Genomic DNA, 24,708 nt, shown 5'->3' on the forward strand with positions numbered 1-24,708 from the left:
CAACCCACGACCCCTCTTGATAATGAATCAGATTACCGAAACTTCCACCCAGTTTACCCTACCCGATCTGGTTGAAATCCAACGCTCAAGCTTTCGCTGGTTTCTAGAAGAAGGATTAATCGAAGAACTCGACAGCTTCTCCCCCATCTCTGACTATACCGGAAAACTCGAACTTCATTTTATCGGCAAAAACTATAAACTCAAACGTCCCAAATACGAAGTAGACGAAGCCAAACGCCGGGACGCAACCTACGCCGTACAAATGTACGTCCCCACCCGTCTGATCAACAAAGAAACCGGAGAAATCAAAGAACAAGAAGTCTTCATCGGCGAACTGCCCCTAATGACCGATCGCGGAACCTTTATCATCAACGGGGCAGAACGGGTGATCGTCAACCAAATCGTCCGCTCTCCAGGAGTCTACTACAAATCCGAAACCGACAAAAACGGCCGTCGCACCTACAACGCCTCCCTCATTCCCAACCGAGGCGCATGGCTCAAATTTGAAACCGACAAAAACGGTTTGGTTTGGGTGAGAATCGACAAAACCCGCAAACTCTCCGCCCAAGTCCTCCTCAAAGCCCTCGGCATGAGTACCGGAGAAATCCTCGAAGGCTTGCGTCACCCCGACTACTTCCAAAAAACCATCGAAAAAGAAGGAGACTTCTCCGACGAAGAAGCCCTCCTCGAACTCTACCGCAAACTGCGACCCGGAGAACCCCCCACCGTCAACGGCGGCCAACAACTCCTAGAGTCCAGATTCTTCGACCCCAAACGCTACGATCTCGGCAAAGTCGGACGCTACAAACTCAACCGCAAACTAGGCTTAACCGTCCCTGCCAGTACTCGCGTCCTGACCTCCAAAGACATCCTTTCCGCCATCAACTACCTGATCAACCTCGAATTTGACATGGGTAGCATTGATGACATTGACCACCTGGGAAATCGGCGCATTCGCTCCGTAGGCGAACTCCTACAAAACCAAGTCAGAGTCGGCTTAAATCGGCTAGAACGGATCATCCGCGAACGAATGACCGTTTCTGACTCCGACTCCCTAACTCCCACCTCCCTAGTCAATCCCAAGCCCCTAGTGGCTGCGATCAAAGAGTTCTTCGGCTCCTCCCAGCTCTCCCAATTCATGGATCAAACCAACCCCCTCGCCGAACTCACCCATAAACGGCGATTGAGCGCCCTAGGCCCCGGAGGACTAACCCGCGAACGGGCGGGCTTTGCCGTGCGGGATATTCACCCCTCCCACTACGGTCGCATCTGCCCCATCGAAACCCCAGAAGGCCCCAACGCCGGACTGATTGGCTCCTTAGCAACCCACGCTAAAGTCAACGAATTTGGCTTCATTGCCACCCCCTACTACCCCGTCGAGAAAGGCCATGTGCGCCGAGACCTCACCCCCATCTTCATGACCGCCGATGAGGAGGACGACCTGCAAGTAGCTCCCGGAGACATTTCCACCGATGAAAACGGCAAAATCTTAGGGGAAATCATTCCCGTGCGCTATCGCCAGGAATTTACCACCGCCTCCCCCATGGAAGTAGACTATGTAGCCGTTTCTCCCGTGCAAATTATCTCGGTCGCCACCTCCCTGATTCCCTTCCTGGAACATGATGACGCAAACCGCGCCCTAATGGGATCGAACATGCAACGGCAAGCCGTTCCCCTGCTGCGTCCAGAGCGCCCCTTAGTGGGAACAGGGCTGGAAGCTCAAGCCGCACGGGACTCCGGGATGGTGATCGTCTCTAAAAGTAACGGGGTAGTCAGTTATGTCGATGCCACCCGCATTCGGGTAACCTCCGATCCCGAACCCAATCCCGAAGGGGCAGAGGGTGAAAGCCTTCCTCCCCGCATCATTGAATATGAACTGCAAAAATATCAACGGTCTAACCAGGATACCTGTTTATCCCAGCGTCCCATCGTTTATGAAGGCGATCACGTTTTAGTCGGTCAAATTCTTGCCGATGGCAGTGCCACCGAAGGCGGAGAACTCGCCCTGGGTCAAAATATCCTAGTCGCCTACATGCCCTGGGAAGGCTACAACTACGAAGATGCTATCCTGATTTCCGAGCGCCTGGTTTCCGAAGACCTCTATACCTCCATCCACGTCGAAAAATATGAAATTGAAGCCCGGCAAACCAAACTCGGCCCCGAAGAAATTACCCGCGAAATTCCCAACGTCGGTGAAGACTCCCTGCGGAACCTAGACGAAGGGGGCATTATCCGTAAAGGGGCTTGGGTAGAATCCGGGGATATCCTAGTCGGTAAAGTCACTCCCAAAGGGGAATCTGACCAGCCCCCAGAAGAAAAACTCCTGCGGGCCATCTTCGGCGAAAAAGCCCGTGATGTCAGGGATAATTCCCTCCGAGTCCCCAACGGGGAAAAAGGGCGCGTGGTTGATGTGCGGATCTTTACCCGCGAACAAGGAGATGAACTGCCTCCTGGAGCCAACATGGTCGTCCGCGTCTATGTCGCCCAAAAACGGAAGATTCAAGTCGGCGACAAAATGGCAGGACGACATGGGAATAAGGGGATCATTTCCCGGATTTTGCCCCTGGAAGATATGCCCTATTTGCCCGATGGTACACCCGTGGATATTGTCTTAAATCCCCTAGGGGTTCCCTCCCGGATGAATGTAGGTCAGGTGTTTGAATGTCTCTTAGGCTGGGCGGGGGAAAACCTAGAGCGCCGGTTTAAACTGCAACCCTTTGATGAAATGCACAGCCGGGAAATGTCCAGGACAACGGTACATAACAAACTACAAGAAGCTGCCCATTACACGGGGAAAGATTGGCTCTATGACCCCAAAAATGCGGGCAAAATCCAGTTGTTTGACGGCCGTACCGGCGAACCCTTCGATCGCCCCATTACCGTGGGTAAAGCCTATATGCTCAAATTGGTTCACCTGGTGGATGATAAGATCCATGCTCGCTCAACGGGCCCCTACTCCCTGGTGACCCAACAGCCTCTGGGTGGCAAAGCTCAACAGGGTGGACAGCGCTTCGGAGAAATGGAAGTTTGGGCCCTAGAGGCCTTCGGCGCAGCCTATACCTTGCAAGAGTTGCTGACGGTGAAATCTGATGATATGCAAGGACGCAATGAAGCCCTCAATGCCATTGTTAAAGGTAAAGCTATTCCTCGACCGGGAACGCCAGAATCCTTTAAAGTGCTGATGCGAGAATTGCAGTCCCTCTGTTTAGATATTGGCGTGCATAAAGTTGAAACTCGTGAAGATGGAGACTCTAGTGATGTGGAAATCGACTTAATGCAAGAAGGGGCCGGCCGGCGATCGCCTAATCGACCCACCTATGAATCGATTTCGACCGATTTCTCTGACTAATCGGAATGGGGGGACAGCCTATTCCCTGTTCCCCATTACCGATTACCCATTACCCATTACCCATTCCCCATTCCCCATCATGATCTTCAAAAATCGCGTTATTGATAAAGGCCAACTCAAAAAACTGATTGCTGCGGCATTTGGGCAATATGGTACAGCTCGCACGTCCGAAATGGCTGACCGGCTGAAAAATTTGGGCTTTCGCTTTGCCACTCGTGCCGGAGTCAGTATCAGTGTCGATGATTTGCAGATTCCGCCCTCCAAACAAGAATTACTCGAAGCGGCTGAAGAACAAATCCGCGAAATTGAATTGCGCTATTCTAAAGGTGAAATTACAGAAGTAGAACGTTTCCAGAGGGTAATTGATACTTGGAACTCCACCAGTGAAGCCCTCAAAGATGAAGTCGTTCGCTATTTTAAGGCCACCAATCCCCTCAACAGTGTGTATATGATGGCCTTTTCTGGGGCGCGGGGGAATATTTCCCAGGTGCGCCAGTTGGTGGGAATGCGAGGACTGATGGCCGATCCCCAAGGAGAAATTATTTCCTTGCCCATTAAAACCAATTTCCGGGAAGGGTTAACGGTAACCGAGTATATTATTTCCTCTTATGGGGCGAGAAAAGGTTTGGTAGACACCGCTCTGCGGACAGCAGATAGTGGCTATTTGACCCGGCGCTTGGTGGATGTGTCCCAAGATGTGATTATTCGGGAACTCGACTGTGGAACAGCGCGAGGGATTACCGTAGAAGCCATGTCTGAAAGCGATCGCATCCTCATTCCCCTAGCCGATCGCCTGTTGGGTCGTTCTTTGGCTGAAGATGTGCTTTCTGAAACCGGTGAAGTGGTTGCCCGGCGCAACGATTGGCTCAGTGAAGACCTGGCTAAATTAGTAGCCCAACATACAAAACGAGTCAAAGTGCGATCGCCTCTAACTTGCGAAGCGGCGCGATCAGTCTGTCAAGCTTGCTACGGTTGGAGCTTGGCCCATCATGCCCCCGTCGATTTAGGGGAAGCCGTCGGGATTATTGCCGCTCAATCCATTGGGGAACCGGGCACACAGCTCACCATGAGAACCTTCCATACCGGGGGTGTCTTCTCTGGTGCTGCCCGTGACATCCTCGCCCCCACCGGTGGAAAAATTAACTATGCGGGCATCAAAACCCGCCGAGTTCAGGGTGAAGAGGGCCCCGAAATTCAAGTCGAAACAGGGGGCGTACTAGAGCTAATTGTAGATGTAGAAATCCGAGAAATCGATAGCGACGGCTCTCCCCTCAACCTCTCCGCCCTCGACCAGAAGAAAAAGCATAATATCCACAAGATCCCCATTAACACAGGTTCTCGTCTGCTCGTCCAAAACGGACAAATGATTAAACCAGGAACCATTATTGCCAACACGCCCCCCTCTAGAGCAGCAACCCGCTCTACCGAAAGAGCAACCAAAGATGTCAGCACCGATATTTCCGGTGAAGTCCGGTTTGAAGGGATTATTCCCGAAGAAAAACGCGATCGCCAAGGCTCAACCACGGTCATTGCTCGGACTGGGGGCTTAATTTGGGTATTGTCCGGAGAAGTCTATAACCTGCCCTCCGATGCCAAACCCGTGGTCAACAACCAAGACCTAGTACAATCCATGGATGTGTTGGCCATGAGCAACATCACCACCAAACATGGGGGAATTGTACGGTTCCCCGATGGAGAACAAGGGCGTGATGTCGAGATTATCACCGCTCAAGTCGTCCTCGATCAGGCAACCGTCACCATCCAGGAAAAAGGCAGCAAGGAAATTTACCTAATTACTACCCGTGATGGTCAGCAATTTTCCTTACTCGCCACTCCCGGAAGTAAGGTCACCTCTGGCCAAGTTGTGGCTGAATTAATCGACGACCGCTATCGCACCAACACCGGCGGAACTCTCAAGTATGCTGGCATTGAAACCAAACGGCGCAGTGGTTCCGGGAAGTATGGCCAAGAAGTGGTCAAAGGGGGAACCCTATTATGGATTCCGGAAGAATCCCATGAAGTCAATAAAGATATCTCCTTGCTGATGGTGGAAGATGGCCAGTACGTCGAGGCCGGAACCGAAGTGGTCAAAGATATCTTCTGCCAAACCTCCGGTATTGTCACCGTAGTTCAGAAAAATGATATCTTGCGCGAAATTATCGTTAAACCGGGTACATTACATCTGATCGCTGACCCCGAAGATATGCCTGTCGAAGGAATGGTACGCCCTCCAGAAACCTTCATGGGAGAAGAAGTCGAAGCACTCTCCTATCTGGAAATTGTGCAAACTCCAGAAGGGATGGGAGCGCTGCTGCGTCCAGTGACTGAGTTCCCCGTTTGCGATAGCCCTCCTGGCCCCTCCACCTCCACGGGGGAAAAGGATTTGATCCAATTGCGTACCGCTCAACGGTTGCCCTATAAAGATGGAGAGCGGATTAAGTCCGTTCAAGGGGTCGATTTGGTGCGAACCCATTTGCTCTTGGAGATTAACCAAGATTATTTGGGTGAAGGTTCCAGTGAGAGGAGAAGTTCTTTAGAGGGTTTGGAATTAGTGGCTGATATTGAGCTGGTTCCTGCTCCCGAACTCAACCAAACCACTGAAGACGGAGAGGAAATTGAGGTGATGCGCCTCCAGTTGGTGATCCTAGAATCCTTGCTCATCCGTCGGGAAGGAATTGCTGATCTGACTCAAGGACAAGTTCGCACTCAACTATTGGTTCAAGAAGGGGCTGAAGTTAAGCCTGGGGATGTGATTGCTTCAACGGAAATTTTGTGTAATTCCCCAGGGGAAATTGCTGGACTTCGCAATGATGATGAACAGGTGAGACGATTGCTGGTGATTCGTCCCCGCGATCGCTTTACCCTGGATCTGGGAGATAAAATCGATCAGCTCCAAGTTCAACAAGGCAATCTTCTCGTAGCGGGTACAGAGGTCGCCCCTGGGATTCGGCTGACGGAATCTAGCCAAGTGGAATTGATTGATAGCACGGATAAAACTATGATTCTGCGCTTGGCTAGACCCTATCGGGTGTCTCCGGGAGCAGTTCTGCACTTGGGAGATGGGGGGTTAGTCCAACGGGGGGATAAGCTCGTGTTACTCGTGTTTGAGCGGGCGAAAACTGGGGATATTATTCAGGGTTTACCCCGGATTGAAGAGTTGCTCGAAGCCCGTAAACCAAAAGAAGCTTGTGTTTTAGCCCGCCGTCCTGGAGAAGTGCAAGCGGTAGAAGGGGAGGATGATTTGCGATCGATCCGCGTGGTGGAAGTCGATGGCACAATGACCACCTATACCCTCTTGCCCGGCCAGAGCTTGATGGTGGTCGAAGGAGAACGGGTAGAAGCGGGAGAGCCTATTTCTGATGGCCAGCAAAATCCCCATGAACTGCTGGAAATCAAGTTTAACTGGTATTTAGAGCAGGGCATGTCCCATTATGAGGCGGCGATGGGTGCTTTGGCCCAGGTGCAGCAGTTCCTGGTGGATGCAGTACAAGGGGTGTATCAGTCCCAAGGGATTGATATTGCTGATAAACATATTGAGGTGATTGTGCGCCAGATGACCTCTAAGGTGCGCCTGGATGATGGCGGGGATACGACCATGCTTCCGGGCGAGCTGATTGAGCTGTATCAGGTGGAGCAGGTGAATGAGGCGATGTCGATTACGGGAGGAGCGCCTGCAAAGTATACTCCGGTACTGCTGGGAATTACCAAGGCTTCGCTGAATACGGATAGCTTTATTAGTGCGGCCAGTTTCCAGGAGACGACGAGGGTATTGACGGAGGCGGCGATCGAGGGTAAATCAGACTGGTTAAGGGGTCTGAAGGAAAATGTGATTATCGGTCGCCTGATCCCTGCTGGAACTGGGTTTAATGCTTATGAGGAAGGCCGGGGGCCAATGACTCCAGATTATGATGCGGGGGTTGACCTTGATGATGAAATTGTCGGATCGGGTCTATCTGATAGCTTCTTGTCTGGCCATGGGTATTCGGGGGCTGCTGATGATGCTGAGTATGGGGTGATGTCTGATGAGTTTTCTTCAGGAACTGGACGCAATGTTTCTTACCCCATGTTTGATAATTCTGACTCAGATGTGGATGATTTGCAGGATTTGGTGGTCGATGACCGCACGGCTTACCGCTTAGATCCGAAATCGAGTGCGGATAAGTCATCGGCGAAAAAGCGCAAAACCCCTAAAGGCAAGGCGAAAAAACCCGATCCCATCCTGGATATGGATTTAGAACTCGATGATGAAGAGCTAATTTACGATCCGATGGAGGAGGATGAGGATTAGTTAAGTTAAACCCGCCCCTTGTATCTACGGTTACCGGTGGGGGCGGGTTCATGAAATTGATGGTTTGGTGTCCTAATGGAAAAAAAGGTTTCAGTAGTGCGGGCATCTTTCCCGCTAGTTAACCCGGTTGGACTTAGGTTAAGCCTAACCAGGTGAGTAAACCTTGTCCGGTGATATATTCAATGACTAGGGTGATGATAAAGCCGACCATGGCTGCTCGACCGTTGAGACGCTCGGCATAATCGTTAAATCCGAGTTTGGGTTGGGGGAGTTTGGGGGATACGTTAGGTTTGAGTTCAGCCATAATCCAGGATAAAATGGGTTAAAGTTTACAATTCTTTATAATTTCTCTAATTGTAGTGCAATTTTTTAATTTTTAATTTTTAATTTTTAATTTTTAATTGATATAAGCTGAATATTAAGGGATTTTCAGTACACAGAGGTGATTGATGGACATCGGAGTTCCTAAAGAGCGCAAAGATCAAGAATTTCGGATTGGACTCACCCCTAGTAGTGTACGGGTGTTGACTGAACGGGGTCATCAGGTCTTTGTGGAAACGCAAGCAGGTCAGGGGGCTGGTTTTACGGATGGAGATTATTTAGATGTGGGGGCAAAGATTGTGCCTTCTCCAGAACTGGCCTGGGATCGGGAGTTGGTGGTGAAGGTGAAGGAACCCTTGGCTTCTGAGTATGAGTTTTTGACTTCTGGAAAGTTATTGTTTACTTATTTGCATTTGGCGGCCGATCGCCCCTTAACAGAAAGTTTAATCAAATCGGGGACATTGGCGATCGCCTATGAAACCGTAGAATTACCCGATGGTCGCTTACCCCTACTCACCCCGATGAGCGTCATTGCTGGTCGCCTATCGGTACAATTTGGGGCCCGCTTCCTGGAGCGACAACAGGGGGGACGCGGAGTTCTCTTAGGCGGAATTCCAGGAGTCAGTCCCGGCCAAGTAGTCATTCTTGGTGGTGGTGTCGTAGGGACAGAAGCAGCTCGCATGGCTATCGGTATGGGAGCTAAAGTCCAAGTCTTAGATATCAATGTGGAGCGTTTAGCCGAGCTAGAAACCCTTTTTGGCTCAAGGGTAGAACTGCTCTATAGTAATTCTGCCCAAATTGAACGAGTAGTTCCCCAAGCGGATCTGCTCATTGGCGCAGTCTTAGTCCTCGGTCGTCGCGCTCCCCAACTTGTTTCTCGTAATTTAGTGGCGCAAATGAAACCGGGTTCAGTGCTAATTGATGTTTCCGTTGACCAAGGGGGATGTATGGAAACTCTGCGTCCTACTTCCCACACCCAACCGGTGTATGTGGAGGAAGGGGTTGTCCATTATGGTGTACCCAATATGCCAGGGGCCGTACCTTGGACAGCAACCCAAGCGTTGAATAATGCGACTTTACCCTATGTTTTGCAATTAGCCCATGCGGGAGTCGGCGCTCTCAAACAAAATCCAGCTTTGGCTAAAGGGGTCAATGTCAAGGATCATCATATTGTTCATCCTGCCATTCATGACTGTTTTCCCGATTTGGTGAGTTAGGGAAGAGGGAACAGGGAGCAGCCCATCTCCCCATTCCCCTCTAGTTGAGGGGAGAGAGCAGTTGTTTTAAGCGCCGAATTTGCTCGGAGGTTCCCATACAAATGAGCAAGTCTTGGTGTAATAATAAGGTTTCTCCAGTAGGCGCACCGATGACGGTTCCATCTGGGCGACGGATGGCGAGGATGAGAACGCCAGAGCGCGATCGCAGTTGCATTTGTTGTAGAGATTGGCCAATATAAGGACAGCGATCGCAATCGATCACAAATTCTTCGATCAATAAGGAGCGATTTTTGCCCGTGATCATGCCATCCACAAAATGCATCACTTGCGGCCGTAAGGCTGCTGTAGCCATTTTCCGCCCCGCCGTGGTATAGGGAGAAACCACAGCATCTGCTCCCCCTCGATAGAGTTTCACGGCTGCTTCATCGGTACTGACGCGGGCGATCGTCCTAATTTCGCTCTTAAGGGTTTTTGCTGATAAAATAGTATACAAATTTTGGGCATCAGAAGGCAAAGCGGCAATTAAGCAACTGGCTTGATAAATACCTGCCCTTTGCAAGGTATCATCTAAGGTAGCATCTCCTTGGAGAACGAGATAGCCCAAAGTTTGGGCCGCTTCTAGGGCTTCCGGTTTAGAATCTACAATGACAAAAGGAACCCCTTCTTCATGAAATTCTAGGGCAATTTGTTGCCCTGTGCGACCAAAACCGCAAATAATATAATGGTTAATTAGATTTTTTAACACTTTCTGTTGTTGTCGCAAACGTAGTCCTTCTTGAAAATAGCCTTGCAGAAAAGCTTCTGTAAATCGATTGACAATATACCCAATACTAATCACTCCCAGAAAAATGAGAGCAATGGTAAAGATTCTTCCCCTGGCTTCCATGGGTTCCACTTCCCCAAAACCCACAGTCGTCAGAGTAATAATGGTCATATAAAAGGCATCGGGAAAAGACCATTTTTCAATGATCATATAACCAATGGTTCCCCACATGCATACAAATACTAAGGCAAGAACACCAACTAGGAGTTCCCGTTGCATTCGCTGATACTGTTGTTCGATGGAAGACACGGTTGGGGAATAGGGGAATGGGGAATAGGGGGCTTATGATATCAAATTCGGTTAATGGGTATAACTTGCGGGCCAGATGCCCGCACTCCCTCAATCCTTTGAGATTACTGGAGTTGAGGTATCTTACTCCCTCGGTTTTTACCAGGAAATTTGATAGGAATAGGAGATTTTTTCCTATCCTCCTTTCTCTTAGTAATCTTTACACTAGAATAATATCTTAAACTTGTGGTATTAAATTAAAACTTAAGCTTTATATAAAGTGGGGGTACTCATGGATGAAGTTGGGCAACTGCAAGGGATTATTTTTGATGTGGATGGAACCTTGGCAGAAACAGAGCGGGATGGTCATCGTTTGGCCTTTAATCAAGCCTTTTCTGAGATGGGATTACCTTGGCAATGGTCTGCCGAGTTTTATGGCCAACTTTTAGAAGTATCGGGCGGAAAAGAGCGTCTGATAGCCTATGTTCGCCAGTATCATCCCCAGTTTGAGTCTTCAGTAAATTTAGAAGTCTGGGCGGCTCAATTACATCGTCAGAAAACCAAGTATTATCGGCAGTTGCTGTTAGAAGGTTCGATTCCCCTGCGACCCGGTATTGCACGGCTGATGGAAGAAGCGAGAAGAGAAGGAATCCGATTGGCGATCGCCACAACAAGCGCTTTACCGAATGTAATGGCCTTATTGGAGAAGTTTTTTCACCCGACCCTATTTGAACTCATTGCCGCCGGTGATATTGTACTCCAGAAAAAACCCGCTCCAGATATTTATCACTATGTTCTTGAGCAAATGAAGTTATCGCCCAGAGAGTGTATTGTGATTGAAGATTCCCAAGCTGGAGTACAAGCGGCCACTCAAGCGGGTTTACCCACCCTAGTCACCCAGAATGGATATACCCACAATCATGACTTTTCTGGCGCGATCGCCGTTTTAAGCGATCTGGGGGAACCGGATGCTCCCTTTGAAGTCATTCAGGGCAATTTGGGAAGTTTTACTTATACCAACCTGGACACCCTCGCCTTTTTACAAAAGCAGTGGGTAATGGGTAATGGGTAATGGATCATCTCCCCATCCCCCCATCGATCAACTATCTACCACAACCTTCCCTTCATGGCTCGTTTTCACCCATTTTAAAGTTTTGGGACGTACCGCAATCCGGGCGGATGCACTGGCCACAATTAACAGCCAATGGAGCATATAAACGGTTCCCCTCAAAGTTTGCCACAGGAGAGCAGGTAAATGGGTCACCCGACCATTGACTCGATTAACGCGCCGAATACCTTGAATCATGGCAATCACCGACATACCAACCATTAGGGTCGTCATGGGAGTATAAACCGGCAGCCGATTTTTGGCGATCGCCATGACGAGATCGGGAATTGCCGCATTGGGGAGAAAATATTGCATGATCCAAAACGTCAACATATCCCAAGTTTTCATCCATGACATGCGCCCACTAAAAATCAAGCGCCAATAATCCATATACCGTTGATATCCCCCCTCTGCCCAACGATTGCGTTGATGCCATAGGGCTAAAGCCGTAGTTACCCCTTCCTCTTGTACGGGAGGATCGAGGATAAAGTCCACATCCCACTGTTCCAAATGCAGACGTAGGGTTAAATCCAAATCATCAGTAATCGTCTCTTCATTCCATCCGCCGCATTGTTCCAGTGCCGTGCGTCGGACAAATTGACCATTACCTCGTAGCTCTCCAATTCCTCCTAGAGCAATCCGTTGTTGCTGGAAATAGGAATCTAGGGCCATTTCCGAGGCTTGACTTTGAGTCCAAAAATTCACCGGAGCATTGGCGATCGCCTTTTGCAGTTGAATTGCCCCCACTTGGGGGCGATCGAACCCTGGCAGCACCCGTCGCAATAAATCTGGGGAAACTTGGGCATCCGCATCAAAAACCGCGACTACCTCCCCTTGCGTCAAAGGCAACACCTGATTGAGCGCTCCCGATTTACCTCCTGTCGCCCCAGCCGAGCGTCGCATCACCCGTAGATGGGGATACTCTTGCCGAAGACCCTCCAAAACTTGGGGCGTGCGATCCGTACTATTGTCATCAATCACCCAGACTTCATAGCGGTCTAAGGGATAATCCTGAGTGCAGAGCATTTGCACCAACGGAGCAATCACCTTTTCCTCATTTTTAGCCGCCACCAATAAAGAGACAAAAGGCACATCTGAATCCGGATCAAGATCCATGGATTTTAAGTTAGCTCTAGGTTTAGCACTTAAAACTCGGATCGAATGAATCCCCATCAGGGCAAAGCTCCCCCAGATCAGCCAAAAACTCCAAGAGAGCAAATGCAGGGCGATCGTCCCACTCCAAATCACAATTAATAAAACCGCCGCTTTGCGTCTGCGGCCTTCATAGACAACTTGATCGAAACAGGAAGATCCGATCTCCTCCTGCACTGCATCTTTAGATACGGGTTGAAAAATATGAGGATCGCCATTTAGGATTTTCTGGCAATCGTCGCTAGGATTGGACTTCTCCGACATAAGGTTATGGACGCTCTTATCCTGACTGAATATTTGGATCGATCCCCTCTGAGACCAGAGGGCATGTGCTTTATTGTAACGAACTGTGGATCGCTGCCTAGGGAAACCGAGATCACTCCCTTGATATCTGCTCAACCTTATCAGTGAGAATGATAAGATAAACTGGAAAATCCTTATTCTTAAGACTAGAGTGTAAATACAGCTCTTATGACTACTGACCTCAGTACCATCGAACCTGCCCAAGGCGGAGTGATCGGAGTTTACCAGCCTTACTATCAAGGTGGTAAGCGTGCGGCCTTACCCTATGCCATAAGTTTGTATGAAAAAACTTCCCTTGAAGGGGAACGCCGGATTGAACGGGGAGAAAGTATTCCTTTTTTAGCCACTTGGTTTATTGTGTCTAAACTGCCCGCAGATGAGACCGTCTGTAGGATGCAGTTTGATGGTCAGTCAGAACTGACCTATGAAGTAAAACTGCCCAACCATGAATTTATTGAATTTTTGATTGAGTTGTATGTAAATTGGCGAAGAAGCAAAATGATTGATTTTTCCCAAACGTTCTACCGAAAACTATTACGATTAGATGACTAAAGAATGAATGACGATCAAACAGTTGGGAGTGCGTGTGTGACAGATATCAGTCAGTATCTACTGATAGGTTCCCTCGAATCTTACAGTGGTAAGTCAGCAACATTATTAGGCATTGGGGCGCAACTGAAAGAACGAGGCCTCGATATTGCCTATGGTAAGCCCTTATCGACAGGAAATGGAAACCTGATGGGTAAAGGGATGGATGAGGATGGGGCATTTATTGCACAGATCCTAGATTTACCAAGCGATCGCCTTTATCCGACTTTAATCTCCATGGATCGACAGACCATTGAGGGAAAGTTAAGGGAGGCAGCTCCCGGAGATCCCCAAGTGGGGTTTCAACAGCATTATCCAACTGCACCGGGTCAGTTGGTGCTATTGGAAGGGCCGGGAACTCTGGATGAGGGAAGATTGTTTGGCTTATCTTTAGGGCAGATGGCCGATCATCTCTCGGCTGGAATTGTGTTGGTGATCCCCTTGGATGTCCAACAAATTATCGATCAGGCCCTTTCAGCCAAGGAACGATTGGGCGATCGCCTCCTGGGAATTATCGTTAATGATATCACTGGGGAATTTATCGAACCCTTTGCCCAAGACTATGTTCCCTATCTCGAAGCCCAAGGGATTCCCATCCTCGGCCAACTGCCTCGCAGTAATTTATTGCGAAGTATTAGCGTGCGGGAATTGGTACACCGTCTAGAGGCAACCGTCCTCTGTCGCGGCGATCGCTTAGATTTGATGGTCGAAACTCTACGCATTGGAGCCATGAATGTCAATTCAGCTCTGAAATATTTCCGCAAAGGTGAAAATATGGCCGTCGTCACTGGAGGCGATCGCACCGATATTCAATTGGCTGCTCTGGAAACTTCAACCCAATGTTTGATCCTCACCGGCCATCTCTCTCCCTCAGAACTGATTATTAGTCGAGCCGAAGAGTTAGAAATTCCCATCCTCACCGTAGATCTCGATACCTTAACCACCGTAGAAATTATTGACAATGCCTTTGGCACAGTTCCCATTCATGAACCCGTCAAAGCCAAGTGTATTTCTGAGCTGGTAGCTGCCCATGTTGACCTAGATCGGCTGTTAGGCTACCTCGCCTAGGGGATATGGGGAATGGGGGAATGGGGGAAATTACTTCTTGTCTCTTGCCTTTTGCCTATTCCCTATTCCTCAGAATTCACCTTAAATTCAAATTATCTGCTAGAATAGCTCCGTTGTAGCGCCTAGTTGTTATTGGCATTGAGTCAATCCTTAGAAATTCCTAAATTTGATACCCTAGAGCAAGAACTGGCAACGATCCAGCAAACTGGATCAAAGCGGCTGGCCCTACTCGGTTCTCGCCATGTTCCCATAACTCATCAACATCTGATTGAAACCATGAGTTATTCCCTGGTTCTATCGGGAAACCATATCATCACCTCTGGAGCCACAGGGACTAATTTTGCCGCTGTCCGGGGAGCTATGCGAGCCGATCCTAACTTGCTGACGGTAATTTTGCCCCAAAGCTTAGATCGCCAACCGAGAGAATCTCGGCAATTACTGGAAAAAGTAATTCACTTGGTGGAAAAACCGGAGAATAATCCCTTGTCTCTGGGTGAAGCGAGTTCGTTGTGTAATGCGGAAATTATTACCCGATGTCAGCAACTCATCTGTTTTGCCTTTCATGATAGTTCAACTTTACTGGACACTTGCCGCGATGCGGAAGATCAGCGTAAAGTGGTGACTTTGTTTTACTTTGATTGAGAATCATGAGGTGATGGTTGTGTCTGTTTCTGTCTCTGCTCTGTTACTTTATGCGATCGCCGGAGCAGCTTTTTTAATTTATTTTCCCTTTTTATGGGTAGCCTATGCTCGGTTTCAAGGGGGGATGGAGTATTTAGAAGCTCCTAGAGCTATGGTGGATCGATTGCCAGATTATGCCAAACGAGCCACTTGGGCCCACCAGAATTCCATTGAAGCCTTTATGATTTTCGCGGCTGCTGCGGGGATGGCCTATACCACTGGGGTAGACTCTACAGTCGCTGCTGGGGCTGCCTTGGTCTTCTTGATCGCTCGTGGTTTATATAGTATCTTTTATATTCTTAATATTCCCTTGGGGCGATCGCTCATGTTTGGCATAGGATCTTTATGTAATTTGACTCTTTTTGCCTTAAGCTTCCTCCAAGTGAGTACCTAAGATCTGAACTGTTCCCTAGGTTGGGAATCGTTTAATCCTGTTTAAATAATGTTTCATGATTTCCTATGGCTTCCTCCTATTCTTTTGATGTAGTCAGTGACTTTGACCAACAAGAGTTGGTTAATGCTCTAGACCAGACCCAACGGGAGATTAAAGCCCGTTATGATTTAAAAGACTCGAAAACCACGGTAGAGTTGGTAGACGATACCATTACCATCAATACGGATAGTAATTTAACTTTAGAGTCTGTCGCTACCATTTTACGGACGAAAGCCGCCAAGCGCGATCTATCCTTGAAAATTTTCCAATTTGGGGATATTGAGGTCGCAAGCGGAAACCGGGTGCGTCAGGAAATTAAGCTCAAGCGCGGTATCGATCAGGATTTAGGCAAAAAGATTAATAAGCGCATTCGTGATGAATTCAAGAAGGTGCAAGCCTCAATTCAAGGTGATGCTTTGCGAGTTTCATCTAAGTCCAAAGATGAACTGCAACAGGTCATTCAAATGTTAAAACAGGAAGATTTACCGGTGGCTTTACAGTTTACGAATTATCGTTAGGTTGGGTAATATAGCTAGTCTAAATGAGTTGTGCAACACTTCTGGCCCTCTCCCTAAATCCCTCTCCCACGGGAGAGGGACTTCTGCTCCCATTCCCCTATTCGATGACAATTTCCACCCGACGATTGCGTTGTCGCTCTACTTCAGAATTATTGGGTGCTAAGAAGCGAGTTTCTCCATAACCGACTCGCAGAAAATGGTAACCATCTCCTAAGCCAGTATAGAGATACTCATAAATGGATTCTGCTTGTTGCCAGGAGAGTTCTAGGTTTTCTTGGGCATCCCCTAAATTATCAGTATAGGCATTAATTTGAATAGTAGTACCAGAAAAATTGCGTAAATCAGCGATGAGGCTATTGAGTAAGTCAGACTGTTTAGGATTTAAGGTTGTGCGATCGCCTTCAAAGAGCAAATCACTCGGTAGTGTCACCATAAAGATCTTCCGGGAAGCATGAGGGGATTGGCCCGATAACTGCTGCTCTAGTAAACTCAGACGGGTTTTAATTGGCTTTTGGGGTAAAGGTTGATTCAGTTGTTCTTCCAATTGACTCAGACGCTCTTCCCAGATATTGAAGTCCCCTCGTAGTTGCTTTAACTCTTCTAGGGCTTGCTGACGCTGTTCTAGACTCATCGGAGGTAAGGTGGCTAAGGAGCGAGATGGCCACCATTGGCCATGGAGGGGATCGAAGGGTTGCTGTAATACCCGTTCAATCAAGGGCATTTGGGGATTAGGATCGGGATAAAAAAAGGCAATAACGATGCCGATGATAAAGGCCATGGAACTGCCCACCCCCAGCAACAATAGGCGGAAAATCATCACCAAGAGAAAAACAAGGACTTGTCTCTGGGGTGAGGGAGTCGGGGGAGGGGGAGAAGGAAAGTCTTCAGTCACAGGTAGGTTATCCACAATCAGCTGAATGCGTCATTAAGGGCCCCGGATCGAGAGACCACAAAAATCGTAACCTAACCGGGGCGATCGCGGCCAGAACACAAAGAAATTTTAAATCTCTTGAAGACCCCTTCCTTTTAAACGCCAATGCCTTGTAATCTGGAATAATCAGGAAGGACTCATACTCCTCACTGGGGCTTTGCTTCTCACCCATTCCCCATACGCGAGATTGAAGTTCAATGCCTAAATTCCCCTGGAGCCGAAAAGCGCTCTTAGCCAAACCCTCTGTGCTACTGTTAGCACTATTACTGCTGCTGCTGCCTAAATCTGCAATAGCTGGGGCCATCTCAGATTCGGCCTCTGGTAATTCTACCCCTGAAGCTGCTGCATCTCCCATGAATCCAACTTCAGAATATAGCGATCCCCTCGATAGTCCCTATCCAATTCCCTGGAATTGGGTCATCAATAGCCATGCAGAAGTTTCTTCTACTGAAGATTCAGCAGTTCGCTATTATCGGACTCCTTCCTTGGTTTCTCCTGATGGCCAGTATGCAGCCTATAGTCGGATTCAGTTTCAGATCCGATCGCAACTGCATTCGAGCCGAGTCACGAGTGTAATGTTTTTGGAGAATTTGCAAACGGGTAATCTGGAAGTGATTACGGCCGCTTCTCCCTTGGCGAATAATCCCTTCGATGGTAACCCAGAAGCCCAACTGCCAGGGGTGATTACGATGTTAGTCCCGGTGTCTTGGTCAGAGTTGGGCGATCGCCTCCTAGCCCGGCAATTTGAAGGGTTGTTTAGCTCTTCGATGGTATCGGATTATGCGGTAATTTGGAACCGTAATCTCAATAAAACTACTACGGTAGCTCCGGTACAGGTGGATTATAGCCATGCGGTCCTGCTGGGCTGGTCAGAAAATAATGCTAACCATGTGCTATTTAAAGCGGGTATTCTGGGAGATGAGAATTGGCCCCTGTGGGCAGTTAGTTCAGAGGGTAAAACGCTACTGGCAACGGGCGATCGCCCCCAGACCTTCGGCCGTTCCGTTGCTGAAGCCTGGGCTGGCCCCCAAGCCCATTATCATCATTAACAGAGCTGAGGGAATTCACTAGAATTCCCTCAGCTTATGAGTGCTTTTAATATACTTATTCATAGCAAAGGAAACGGCTGTAACCCTTGAGAAGGGGGATAGTTTTACTGCATCCGATCGATCATCCGGTATTGAATGGCTTCAGCAATGTGATTAGATTGCAAAGTATCCTGACCCCCTAAATCGGCAATTGTGCGGGCAACTTTGAGGATGCGATCGGTTCCCCTAGCTGATAATCCTAACTTGCGAATAGCTGCTTCTAGTATCTGCTGACAGGTGGGATCGAGTTGACACCACTGGCGCAGATGCTGGGTTTGCATATGGGCATTACAATGCACATTGGGATCGTCTTGGAATCTGAACCGAGCGCGATCGCGGGCTATTTTCACCCGTTCGCGTACCTGTGCTGAAGATTCTGAGCTACTTTGTTGGGTAATTTCTTCCGGTTTCAGACGGTTAACCGCGACTTGTAGATCGATGCGATCGAGTAATGGCCCGGATAATTTCGCCCAGTAATTAATCCGTTGGCGCGGGGAACAGGTACAAGTTTGCAGGGAATCGCCATAATAGCCGCAGGGACAGGGATTGGTAGAGGCAATCAGGGTAAATTGGGCGGGAAAAGTAACGGTTTGACGAGCGCGGGAAATGGTGACTTCCCCATCTTCGAGGGGTTGGCGGAGGAATTCGAGAACATTGCGTTTAAATTCGCTCAACTCATCCAGAAATAATACACCTTGGTGAGCCAAGGAAATCTCACCGGGTCTGGGATAGCTGCCACCTCCGACTAGGGATGCACCGGAGGCGGAATGGTGAGGACTGCGAAAGGGGCGATCGCAGACTAAAGAGCCTTGATTTTTCAATAAACCCGCTACTGAATGAATCTGAGTCACTTCTAAGGCTTCCTCAAAGTCTAATGGGGGTAAAATTCCCGATAAACGCCGGGCTAACATGGTTTTCCCACTGCCTGGAGGGCCGATAAAGATTAAATTATGGCCGCCAGCGGCCGCGATTTCTAGGGCGCGGCGGCCATGGGCTTGCCCTTTAACATCCTGAAGGTCTAAAGCCTGAACGTAGGAATTGGCGAAGCGTTGCAATCCATCAAATTTTACCGGTTCATAGCGATCGGGCTGACTGAGGAAATCCCCGACTTCGGAAAGCTGTTTAAATCCGTATACTTTTAAGCCACTGACGAGGGCGGCTTCTTGCACATTATCTTCTGGAACCACCAAGCCAGCGATGTCTAATTTTTCCGCAGCAGCAGCGATCGGCAACACTCCAGCCACTGGTCGCAAACTGCCATCTAGGGAGACTTCCCCCAAAAATAAATAATCTCCGAGTAACTGCGGATTCACTTGTTCTGAAGCGGCTAGAATGCCAATACTAATCGGCAAATCAAAACTCGGCCCCTCCTTCCGTAAGTCTGCGGGAGTCAAATTAATTACGATTTTTCGCATGGGAAAAGCGTATCCCGAATTTCTCAGGGTGGCTTTTACTCTCTCTCGCGACTCTTGTACTGCTGTATCTGGCAAGCCAACCACCACGATCGCCGGTAAGCCTCCAGATACATCAACTTCAACTCCCACCTTAATGGCGTTGATTCCGACTAGGGATGCACTCCAGACTCTAGCTAACATAAGTAATGGGTAATAGGTAATGCGTCATGGGTAATGCATAATCTCCGCATCTTCCCCATGCTCCCTAGTCTACTTCAGTTGGTTTATTTTGTCGCACTGTTTCGATCAAAGCACCGATCGCAAATCCAGACGCTGCCCCAATGATGGCATAGGTACGAGGCGCTCGTGATGTACTAAATCCTTGGACAAATTCCGGTCGGTGGACTAAATCACAACATTGAAATTGTCGTTGAGACATTTTCGATACCGATAAGCCAAACACAATCCCGATCAAAGCAGTGACGGCTCCGGAAAAAACAATTAATCTGAGATTCATGATTTTTTCTCCATTTTTGTCTCGATCCTGGAGGTTCTAAATCCATGATAACAGCCGGAAGTCTGTTTATCCTAACGGTGTAGAAGTTACAATGGATTTAGAAACCTATAATCGTTATTTTCTACCACTAGAAAGACCGTATCAAGGTGGAGAATATAGAGAATTGCCGATTTCTCACGATTTGTTGCCGATTTTAAACCAATATCCTAGGGTGCTAAAACCGAGGTAATCAAATGAGCGATCGCTTCTGGCATCAAATTAAGTCGAAGTATCGGTTAGGTGAACTGAGTTAAATCAAGATAAATCTACGGTGACTTATTTATGTTAAAATGTTTACAGCGTTTTGCGGGGTAATGAGGTACAGCAAAAAAAGATCCCCCCTTGCCCCCCTTAAAAAGGGGGGAATAGGAAAGTCCCCCTTTTTAAGGGGGATTCAGGGGGATCTAGATGTACCGCATAGCAGCGAAAATTGCTGTATGATATTTCGACATAAACCAATTTAATTTAGATGCAAATTCCATCAGAAATACAAAAGATAATTGACCGAATTTATTTAGAAGTTGAGCAAATCGAAGCCGAAGCAACCTTCGGACTAAATATACTCAGGCGAGTCATGTCAAAATTTCCGGAAAATGCTATACTGTTACAATACTTTGCCTACTTAAATGCCTTGCTATTTTTCACGACCACTGCTCGTCAACAAATTCAGAATATGGTGAACGTTCTCTCTGAAGCAAATCTTTCATTAGATGTGATTCAGGAAACGGGAGAAGATTTAGGAATTTTACTGGGTAAAGCGATTGAAAGTAAACTGCGAGTAGAAAAAATTGTCAATTTTTTGAGGGAATTACCATGAAAGAACTACCAGATGAGCAAAAAATGCTGGAAATGCTAGAAGTTTTTAAAGAATCAGAAGAAAAGGCTAAAGAAATGTGCGAATTTGCCACAGCTATGACTTTAAAGTATCAGCGAAAAATCAGAGAAATATCTCCAGCTAACTCCCGGCAAGTGAGTGGTGTAGAGTAAAGGTTAAAGAGAATAAATTGCGATCGCCTCTGTATTCTTTGTGTCCGGCAGTCAGCGAACGATCTTAACCCGTGGATCATTTATCCATTCCCAGATTAGTTTTAGTCAAAGGAAAATGAAACCCCCCTGCTTATTAAGCAGGGGGGAAGAGGAAAACCCCCCTACCTCTTAAAATTCCCCATCTAGAGCAGAAACGCACCGCTCGCAGAGGGTGGGATGTTCGGCACTTTCGCCAACATGGGTGGAATAGTTCCAGCAGCGATCGCATTTTTCGCCCTCTGCTTTCACCACCCCAATACCCAAAGTATCAGTGATTGCTTTATGTTCGAGTCCTTCTACCGCCTTAATATCATCCACCAGTTCCACTTGGGAAGTAATGAATAGATAGCGCAGTTCATCCACTCCATTGCCAATGACCTCTTCTGGAGTCTCCGATCCCAGTTCACTGAGCGGAGTCGAAGTGAGCGGAGTCGAAGTGAGCGGAGTCGAAGTCACCTCCTCTGCAACGGGTGAGGCACTATGCAGCAAGCTCTCTTGAGCTTTTCCTGTGCCCATAAACTCCTGTACTACCTGATTCACCTGACTCAACAGAGCAGAGCGCTCTTGTGCATAGAGCAGTCGTTGACGTACAAACCAGATGGTATAGATGATGCCCACCAGTTCCAACAGCAAGGAGATGATGGGTAATTTGAGCATGGTTTGGGAAGCTGTCCAACCCACATTTAGCGCTGCTGCTCCACCAACTAAGGTGAATAGGGTTAAGAAGGCGCGGGGATAATCTTTGACCCATTGCCGCCATTGGTTCCACCATCGGGTGGCAAGTTGCAGGAATTCGCCTAAAGATCCTGGTTCCGTAGGGGCGGGTTCACCCAGATCTGGGTTGGAAGACCAAGCCTTTCCTGAACCCGCCCCTACCGCGCTTTCTGGCGTTTCTGCCACGGGTTGCGGTTGCGGTTTGAGGGCGACGGAGAGTTCAGGGTTAAAGGCTTCTAACTGTTCTTTGAACTTGGCATCGGTGACATAGAGTAAGACTTTAGCTTCTAGAGCCGAGCCGATCGCCTTGGCATTCCGTGCCCCTTCTAACACCTTATTCACTTCTGTGCGAATTTGGCGCAACTTTGTCCATTTTTGGGCTAAGGGGGGGTTGTGCCAATAGGGTTCTGTCACCAACCATCCCGCCTGAAAGACGGATTCATAGGGAGTTTTGTAGGGCAGATTTTGCCAGATGTCCTCTGCCATGTGGGAGAGGACGGGAGCGATCGCCCGTGCTAGGTTTTCTAAGGCGATCGCCAGCACCGTCTGACAACTGCGGCGACGTTTGCCATTTTCGGCACTGATATAGAGCCGATCCTTGGCAATATCCAGATAGAAGTTGGACAAGTCCACCACGCAGAAATTCTGCACGGTTTGGAAGAAGCGGAAAAACTGATAACTTTCAAACGCTTCGGTGACTTGGGCGAACACTTCCCCCATCCGGTGCAACATATACTGGTCTAATTCGGGCATTTCCTCATAGGGGATGCGATCGCGCTCCGGATCGAAATCATATAAATTCCCCAACAGGAACCGGGAAGTATTGCGGATCTTGCGATACACATCCGCCAACTGTCTCAGAATTGTCTTACCAATGGGCACATCGGAAGAATAATCCACCGAAGACACCCACAAACGCAGCACATCTGCTCCATAGGGGGGGGCTTCCTTCTGATTTTTACCGCCATTAATAATCTCATAGGGATCGACCACATTGCCCAGAGATTTACTCATCTTTCGTCCCTGTTCATCCAGAGCAAACCCATGGGTTAATACGCTCTTATAGGGAGCCATCCCCTGAGTTGCCACACTGGTGAGCAAACTAGACTGGAACCAACCTCGATGCTGATCGGAGCCTTCCAAATATAGATCTACCGGATACTTCAACTCTTGGCGCGATGCTGCTACTCCCGCCCAGGAACAGCCAGAGTCAAACCACACATCCATGGTATCCATACCTTTGCGGTAGTTTTTCGCTTCTTTCTGGTATTTGGGCGGTAACAATTCTTCCACGGAGAGATTCCACCAAGCATCGGAACCTTGCTCGCGGATGATTCCTTTCACATGGTCGATGGTTTCTTGGGTTAACAGCGCTTCTCTGGTTTCCTGGTGATAGAAGACGGGAATGGGTACGCCCCAACTCCGTTGTCTGGAAATACACCAGTCCGATCGCTCTTGCACCATACTGGTAATCCGATTTTCCCCCGCGGCCGGAATCCATTTTACCTCGGCGATCGCCTCTAAAGCCGTTTCCCGGAACTTATCCACCGATGCAAACCATTGCTCGGTTGCTCGAAAAATCGTCGGTTTTTTGGTGCGCCAATCATAGGGATACTTATGTACATAGGGGGATTGTTTGATTAACGCACCCGCTTCTGTCAAGGCTTCAATAATCGCTGGGTTTGCATCTTTTAGTACATTTAATCCCGCAAATTTACCCGCCAGTTCGGTCAGATCGCCCGCGTCATTCACCGGAGATAGCACAGGCAGTCCATAGCGCTGACCGACGATAAAATCGTCTTGACCATGGCCAGGGGCAGTATGAACTAATCCCGTACCGGACTCCGTGGTTACATAATCCCCACCAATCACAAGGGGAGATTCGCGATCAAATAGAGGATGTTGATAGGTGCAATGCTCCAGATCCTGGCCCTTAACTTTCGCCTTCAGGGTCAGTTTAATCTCCAATTCTTCCGAGAGGCGGGCGATCGCCCCTTCTGCTACCAAAATATACTTAGGCAGAGTCGCCTTATCCGTATTTTCCGATTCACCATCAGTCCCTTTAGCAAATCCTTTACCCCTCGTTTTCTTCACTGGCGCTTTACCCCAAGGGGTTTCCACCACCGCGTAGGTCAACTCTGGATTCACTGCTACCGCCAAATTCCCTGGAATCGTCCAAGGAGTTGTTGTCCAAATGGCTACTCCCAGATCCACCATAAACGGATTAAGCTGGGCAAACACGGCATCATTCAGATGCACCATGCGGAACACCGCATAGATACTATCGGAGGTATGGCCTTCCGGGTACTCCAACTCAGCCTCAGCCAGAGCAGTGCGAGAACTGGGACTCCAATGTACCGGTTTCAGACCTCGATAAATATAACCCTTCAGCACCATTTGCCCAAATACCTCAATTTGGGCTGCCTCATATTCTGGAGTCAGGGTTAAATAGGGATTCTCCCAATTTCCCCAAATTCCATAGCGTTTAAAACTTTCTCGCTGTTCATCAACCGTTTTTTGGGCAAACTCGGCTGCTTTTTGGCGCAGTTTAATGGGGGTTAACTCCTTGCGCTCCTCCGCTTTCATCGCTTGAAGCACCTTCAGTTCAATGGGCAGTCCATGACAGTCCCACCCTGGCACATAGCGGACTTTATGGCCTTGCAGCAACTTGTACTTATTAATAATGTCCTTGAGGATTTTATTCAATGCATGGCCCATATGCAGAGAACCATTGGCATAAGGAGGGCCATCATGGAGAACAAACAAATCCCCTGGATTTTCTTGGGCCAGTTTTTCATAAATCTGATGCTCTGCCCAAAATTGTTGCAGTTCCGGCTCTCGTTTGCTGGAATTTGCCCGCATATCAAAGTCAGTTTGGGGCAAATTGACGGTGGTTTTATAGTCTTTTGCTGCTGTCACGGT

Annotated in this window: 20 protein-coding genes; 12 read left to right on the forward strand and 8 right to left on the reverse strand. The window is 48.4% G+C overall.

Going from position 1 to position 24,708, the window contains the following annotated elements; all coding sequences use genetic code 11:
- Window positions 1–22 precede the first annotated feature (22 nt).
- Both rpoB and AC3FZD_RS19110 read left to right on the forward strand, forming a co-directional pair.
- Entirely contained in the window at window positions 23–3,349 is a 3,327-nt protein-coding gene (rpoB, locus tag AC3FZD_RS19105) for a DNA-directed RNA polymerase subunit beta (protein WP_488737538.1), read from the forward strand.
- A 79-nt stretch (window positions 3,350–3,428) separates the two neighbouring features.
- Complete coding sequence (locus tag AC3FZD_RS19110) at window positions 3,429–7,637, forward strand: DNA-directed RNA polymerase subunit beta' (RefSeq protein WP_488740392.1); 4,209 nt, start codon at window positions 3,429–3,431, stop codon at window positions 7,635–7,637.
- Between the two features lie 133 nt (window positions 7,638–7,770).
- Here AC3FZD_RS19110 and AC3FZD_RS19115 read toward each other — a convergent pair whose 3' ends face one another.
- Window positions 7,771–7,941: a hypothetical protein gene (locus AC3FZD_RS19115; RefSeq protein ID WP_488737539.1), complete on the reverse strand. Its 171-nt coding sequence runs from the start codon at window positions 7,939–7,941 to the stop codon at window positions 7,771–7,773.
- Window positions 7,942–8,086: 145 nt separating this feature from the next.
- Between AC3FZD_RS19115 and ald the strand changes: the two genes are divergently transcribed.
- Window positions 8,087–9,175, forward strand: a complete 1,089-nt coding sequence (gene ald, locus AC3FZD_RS19120; RefSeq protein ID WP_488737540.1) for an alanine dehydrogenase — start codon at window positions 8,087–8,089, stop codon at window positions 9,173–9,175.
- Window positions 9,176–9,215: 40 nt separating this feature from the next.
- On the opposite strand, the gene AC3FZD_RS19125 is transcribed toward ald, so the two are convergent.
- Window positions 9,216–10,217, reverse strand: a complete 1,002-nt coding sequence (locus tag AC3FZD_RS19125) for a potassium channel family protein (protein WP_488740393.1) — start codon at window positions 10,215–10,217, stop codon at window positions 9,216–9,218.
- 301 nt (window positions 10,218–10,518) lie between these two features.
- Between AC3FZD_RS19125 and AC3FZD_RS19130 the strand changes: the two genes are divergently transcribed.
- Entirely contained in the window at window positions 10,519–11,298 is a 780-nt protein-coding gene (locus AC3FZD_RS19130) for an HAD family hydrolase (protein ID WP_488737541.1), read from the forward strand.
- Window positions 11,299–11,325: 27 nt separating this feature from the next.
- Here the strand turns inward: AC3FZD_RS19130 and AC3FZD_RS19135 are convergent, their stop codons facing one another.
- Window positions 11,326–12,750 carry a glycosyltransferase family 2 protein gene (locus tag AC3FZD_RS19135; RefSeq protein ID WP_488737542.1) on the reverse strand — a complete coding sequence of 475 codons (1,425 nt, stop codon included), beginning with the start codon at window positions 12,748–12,750 and terminating at the stop codon, window positions 11,326–11,328.
- Between the two features lie 207 nt (window positions 12,751–12,957).
- On the opposite strand from AC3FZD_RS19135, the gene ebsA reads away from it, so the two are divergent.
- The 5 genes from ebsA to AC3FZD_RS19160 all read left to right on the forward strand — a co-directional run bounded on the left by ebsA (window position 12,958) and on the right by AC3FZD_RS19160 (window position 16,077).
- Complete coding sequence (ebsA, locus tag AC3FZD_RS19140) at window positions 12,958–13,341, forward strand: type IV pilus biogenesis protein EbsA (protein ID WP_488737543.1); 384 nt, start codon at window positions 12,958–12,960, stop codon at window positions 13,339–13,341.
- A gap of 3 nt (window positions 13,342–13,344) precedes the next feature.
- Window positions 13,345–14,445: a phosphotransacetylase family protein gene (locus AC3FZD_RS19145; protein ID WP_488737544.1), complete on the forward strand. Its 1,101-nt coding sequence runs from the start codon at window positions 13,345–13,347 to the stop codon at window positions 14,443–14,445.
- Window positions 14,446–14,583: 138 nt separating this feature from the next.
- A complete protein-coding gene (locus tag AC3FZD_RS19150; protein ID WP_488737545.1) occupies window positions 14,584–15,087 on the forward strand; it encodes a DNA-processing protein DprA in 504 nt (167 codons plus the stop codon).
- 19 nt (window positions 15,088–15,106) lie between these two features.
- Window positions 15,107–15,520 carry an MAPEG family protein gene (locus tag AC3FZD_RS19155; protein ID WP_488737546.1) on the forward strand — a complete coding sequence of 138 codons (414 nt, stop codon included), beginning with the start codon at window positions 15,107–15,109 and terminating at the stop codon, window positions 15,518–15,520.
- Window positions 15,521–15,585: 65 nt separating this feature from the next.
- A complete protein-coding gene (locus tag AC3FZD_RS19160; RefSeq protein ID WP_488737547.1) occupies window positions 15,586–16,077 on the forward strand; it encodes a YajQ family cyclic di-GMP-binding protein in 492 nt (163 codons plus the stop codon).
- A 97-nt stretch (window positions 16,078–16,174) separates the two neighbouring features.
- Here the strand turns inward: AC3FZD_RS19160 and AC3FZD_RS19165 are convergent, their stop codons facing one another.
- Window positions 16,175–16,969 (reverse strand): OmpA family protein, encoded by a 795-nt coding sequence (locus AC3FZD_RS19165; protein WP_488737548.1) that lies wholly within the window; start codon window positions 16,967–16,969, stop codon window positions 16,175–16,177.
- Window positions 16,970–16,976: 7 nt separating this feature from the next.
- Entirely contained in the window at window positions 16,977–17,363 is a 387-nt protein-coding gene (locus AC3FZD_RS19170; RefSeq protein WP_488737549.1) for a hypothetical protein, read from the reverse strand.
- Between AC3FZD_RS19170 and AC3FZD_RS19175 the strand changes: the two genes are divergently transcribed.
- Entirely contained in the window at window positions 17,362–18,057 is a 696-nt protein-coding gene (locus AC3FZD_RS19175; RefSeq protein WP_488737550.1) for a hypothetical protein, read from the forward strand. The genes AC3FZD_RS19170 and AC3FZD_RS19175 overlap by 2 nt on opposite strands.
- 104 nt (window positions 18,058–18,161) lie before the next feature.
- Here the strand turns inward: AC3FZD_RS19175 and AC3FZD_RS19180 are convergent, their stop codons facing one another.
- Window positions 18,162–19,691: a YifB family Mg chelatase-like AAA ATPase gene (locus AC3FZD_RS19180; protein ID WP_488737551.1), complete on the reverse strand. Its 1,530-nt coding sequence runs from the start codon at window positions 19,689–19,691 to the stop codon at window positions 18,162–18,164.
- A gap of 64 nt (window positions 19,692–19,755) precedes the next feature.
- Window positions 19,756–20,007: a hypothetical protein gene (locus AC3FZD_RS19185; RefSeq protein WP_488737552.1), complete on the reverse strand. Its 252-nt coding sequence runs from the start codon at window positions 20,005–20,007 to the stop codon at window positions 19,756–19,758.
- Window positions 20,008–20,515: 508 nt separating this feature from the next.
- Here AC3FZD_RS19185 and AC3FZD_RS19190 point away from each other — a divergent pair.
- The gene (locus AC3FZD_RS19190; protein ID WP_488737553.1) at window positions 20,516–20,863 is read left to right on the forward strand and encodes a restriction endonuclease subunit S; all 348 of its coding nucleotides are present in this window, start codon (window positions 20,516–20,518) and stop codon (window positions 20,861–20,863) included.
- Entirely contained in the window at window positions 20,860–21,033 is a 174-nt protein-coding gene (locus AC3FZD_RS19195) for a hypothetical protein (RefSeq protein ID WP_488737554.1), read from the forward strand. Before AC3FZD_RS19190 ends, AC3FZD_RS19195 begins: the two co-directional genes overlap by 4 nt.
- Window positions 21,034–21,201: 168 nt before the next feature.
- Here AC3FZD_RS19195 and ileS read toward each other — a convergent pair whose 3' ends face one another.
- Window positions 21,202–24,705 carry an isoleucine--tRNA ligase gene (gene ileS, locus AC3FZD_RS19200; RefSeq protein WP_488740394.1) on the reverse strand — a complete coding sequence of 1,168 codons (3,504 nt, stop codon included), beginning with the start codon at window positions 24,703–24,705 and terminating at the stop codon, window positions 21,202–21,204.
- Window positions 24,706–24,708: the final 3 nt, after the last annotated feature.

This window comes from Roseofilum sp. KMC-1 (assembly GCF_057802075.1).